Genomic DNA, 3,310 nt, shown 5'->3' on the forward strand with positions numbered 1-3,310 from the left:
CACTATCGCGGCCTCGGTCGCCGCGGACTGGTACCCCATCGCGATCCGGCAGGTGCGGTCGTAGATGGCCGACGAGATGCGGGCCGTGCCCACCGCGTCGAACGGGTTCATGGCCGCCACCATGCGGAACCCGGGGGCGGCGGCGAGCCGGCCCAGCCGGGGGACGTGCAGCTCCGCCTCGGACATGACCGTGATCAAGACGTTGAGAGTCTCCTCGGGGACCCGGTTGATCTCCTCGATGTAGAGGAGCGACCCGGCGCGCATGGCCAGGGCCAGCGGGCCGTCGACGAAGATGGCGTCGGAGTAGCCCTCGCTCATGACCCGGCTGGGGTCGTGGTGGCCGACCAGCCGGGCCGGGGTGAGCTCGGCGTTGCCCTCGACGAACTCGAAGCCGATGCCGGCCTCGTTGGCGATGGCGCGCAGCAGGGTGGACTTGCCCGTGCCCGGCGGGCCCTCGAGCAGGACGTGGCGCCCGGCGTCGAGCGCCGCCACCACCACCTCCATCTCCCGCTGACGCCCGACGACCATCCGCTTGAGGCCCACGGCGCCGAGGACGTCGGTCAGCGCGCTGTCCGGGTCACCCACGGCGCCAGTGTCCCATGCCGGCTCTACTGGACGGCCGACATCCCGGCGTCGACGGCCAGGACGGCTCCGGTGACCCCCGAGCTCTCCGGGCTGGCGACCCAGCGGATGAGGGCGGCCACCTCGTCGGGGCGGACGAGTTTTCCGGTCGGGTGGTGGACGGCGAAGTCGGCGGGGTCGGCCAGGCCGTAGATGTCGGCGGTGGCGAGGAGCATGTCGGTGTCGGTCGACCCCGGGGACACGACGTTGGCCGTGACGCCGTGCGAAGCCAGCTCCGCCGCCAACGACCGGATCAGGCCGAGGACCCCGTGCTTGGAGGCGACGTAGGCCCCGAGGAGCGGCATGCCGGTCGTCCCCGCCACCGACGCCACCGCCACGAACCGGCCCTGGCGGGGCTCGGGCCGCTCGAGCAGGGCGGGCACCGCCGCCCGGGCCAGTCGCCAGACCCCCTGGAGGTTGACCCCGATGAGGGCGTCCCACGTCTCGTCGGCCGTGGACCAGGTCGGCACCCCGCCTGCCATCACGCCGGCCGCCGCCACGGCCGCGTCCAGGCCGCCGTAGTGCTCGACGGCGGCCCCCACCGCCCGGTCCATGTCCGCCTGGTCGCGGACGTCGCCGACCACGGCGAGACCCTCGCACTCGGCCGCCACCTTCTCGAGCTCGTCGCGGGTCGAGAGCCGGTAGGGGATGGCGGGGTCGTCGGCGGCCACGTCGACCAGCACCACCCGCCAGCCCGACGCGGCCAGGGCCCGGGCGGTGGCGGCGCCGATCCCCCGCCCGGCTCCGGTGACCACCGCCACCCTGGCCTCCCCGCCGGTCATCCGGCCGGGCACCACGCGTCGACGGCCGCCACCAGGTCGGCGCCGAGGGCGTCGAGGAGCGTCCGGCCCTCGGTGGCGGACGCGTCCGCCGGGTCTCCCAGCACGCCGGTGGGGGAGACGGCGGCCACGCCCGAGCGCCGGAGGGCGGGCATCAGCTCCCGGATGGGGGCCGCCGGGGCCGGCTGACCGGCGGGCAGGGGCTGCACCAGGTCGGGCGCCAGGTGCAGGACCAGCGAGGTCTCGACCCGGCCGGCGTGGGCGTCGGCGGGCAGGGACCCGGTCACCGACTCGACGACGGCCCGGGGCGGGCACCACGGGAGCACGGCGCGACCCTCGGACGCGCAGAGGGCGGCGGCCCGGGTCAGCGGTTCGGCGTTGCCGCCGTGGCCGGACACGAGCACCACCCCGGAGAAGTGGTCGGCCGAGCGCACCAGCTCGACCACGAACATCTCGAGGGCCCTCTGGCCGATCGACAGCGTCCCCGGGAAGCCGGCGTGCTCCCCGCTCGACCCGTAGGGCATCGGGGGGGCCACGGTCACGTCGGGGCGCCGGCCGGCCAGCACCCCGCACAACGCCCCGGCCACGAGGGTGTCGGTGCCCAGGGGCAGGTGCGGGCCGTGCTGCTCGGTGGCGCCGAGGGGAACGGCCAGGATCGAGCCGCCCGCTCCGGCCGCGGCCGTCCAGGTCATCTCGTCCAGGGCCATCTCCGTCACTGTGCCACCTCGGGCCCCTTATCCTGGGCGGCTCATGGCGGAAGAGTGGATGGAGACCGTGGCCGAGGCGGAGCGGCGCGCCAAGAAGCGCCTGCCGCCGTCGGTCTACGCCGCTCTCTTGGCCGGGGCCGAGCGGGGGACCACCTACGCCGACAACATGGCGGCGTTCGACGAGCTCGGCTTTGCCCCCCACGTGGCGGGCCAGCCGAGCGAGCGGGACCTGTCCACGAGCGTGATGGGCCAGTCGGTGGCGCTGCCCGTGGTCATATCGCCGACCGGAGTGCAGGCCGTGCATCCCGGGGCCGAGGTGGCGGTGGCCCGGGCGGCGGCGGCCCGGGGCGTCGCCATGGGGCTCAGCTGCTTCGCGAGCCGGCCGGTCGAGGAGGTGGTGGCCGCCAATCCCCAGACGTTCTTCCAGACCTACTGGTGCGGCAGCCGCGACCGGATCGTCCAGAGGCTGGAGCGGGCCCGGGCGGCCGGTTGCGTGGGCCTGATCGTCACCCTCGACTGGTCGTTCGTGCACGCCCGGGACTGGGGCAGCCCGTTCATCCCCAACCGGATCGACCGGGAGGCCGTGCGCCGCTACGGCCCCGAGGTGATCCGCCGCCCCCGGTGGCTGGCCCAGTGGGCGCGGGCCGGAGGCCCCCCGGACCTGACCGTGCCGAACATGGTGGTGTCCGGGGAGAAGGCCCCCGGGTTCTTCGAGGCCTACGGGGAGTGGATGCAGACCCCGCCGCCGTCGTGGGACGACCTGCGCTGGCTCCGGGAGCAGTGGACGGGCCCCGTCATGATCAAGGGGGTCATGCGGCTCGACGACGCCCGCCGGGCCGTGGACATCGGCGCCACCGCCATCTCGGTCTCCAACCACGGCGGGAACAACCTCGACACGACGCCGGCCTCCGTCCGCGCCCTGCCCGCCGTCGTGGAGGCCGTGGGCCGGGACGTCGAGGTGGTGCTCGACGGCGGCATCCGGCGCGGGGGAGACGTGGTCAAGGCGCTGGCGCTCGGAGCCCGTGCGGTCATGATCGGGCGGGCCTACCTGTGGGGCCTGGCCGCCAACGGGCAGGCGGGCGTGGAGAACGTCCTCGACGTCTTCCGCAACGGCATCGACTCCACTCTGCGGGGCCTCGGGCGCAAGTCGGTCGACGAGATCGGCGCCGAGGACGTGCTCGTCCCCCCGGACTTCCCCCGTCG

4 protein-coding genes are annotated in these 3,310 nt (G+C 75.0%); 1 reads left to right on the forward strand and 3 read right to left on the reverse strand.

The annotated features are described in order from the left end of the window. The 3 genes from VFW24_17385 to mftE form a co-directional block, all read right to left on the reverse strand. Positions 1–585 (reverse strand): MoxR family ATPase (locus tag VFW24_17385; protein HEX5268541.1); only part of this gene is annotated, 585 nt, incomplete at its 3' end. 23 nt (positions 586–608) lie between these two features. Beyond that, the gene (locus VFW24_17390) at positions 609–1,382 is read right to left on the reverse strand and encodes a mycofactocin-coupled SDR family oxidoreductase (GenBank protein ID HEX5268542.1); all 774 of its coding nucleotides are present in this window, start codon (positions 1,380–1,382) and stop codon (positions 609–611) included. 17 nt (positions 1,383–1,399) lie between these two features. Next, positions 1,400–2,107 (reverse strand): mycofactocin biosynthesis peptidyl-dipeptidase MftE, encoded by a 708-nt coding sequence (mftE, locus tag VFW24_17395; protein HEX5268543.1) that lies wholly within the window; start codon positions 2,105–2,107, stop codon positions 1,400–1,402. 43 nt (positions 2,108–2,150) lie between these two features. Here mftE and mftD point away from each other — a divergent pair. Continuing rightward, the coding region (gene mftD, locus VFW24_17400) for a pre-mycofactocin synthase MftD (GenBank protein ID HEX5268544.1) at positions 2,151–3,310 on the forward strand (1,160 nt) is incomplete at its 3' end.

It is taken from the genome of Acidimicrobiales bacterium, assembly GCA_036273495.1.
GTDB lineage: Bacteria > Actinomycetota > Acidimicrobiia > Acidimicrobiales > JAJPHE01 > DASSEU01.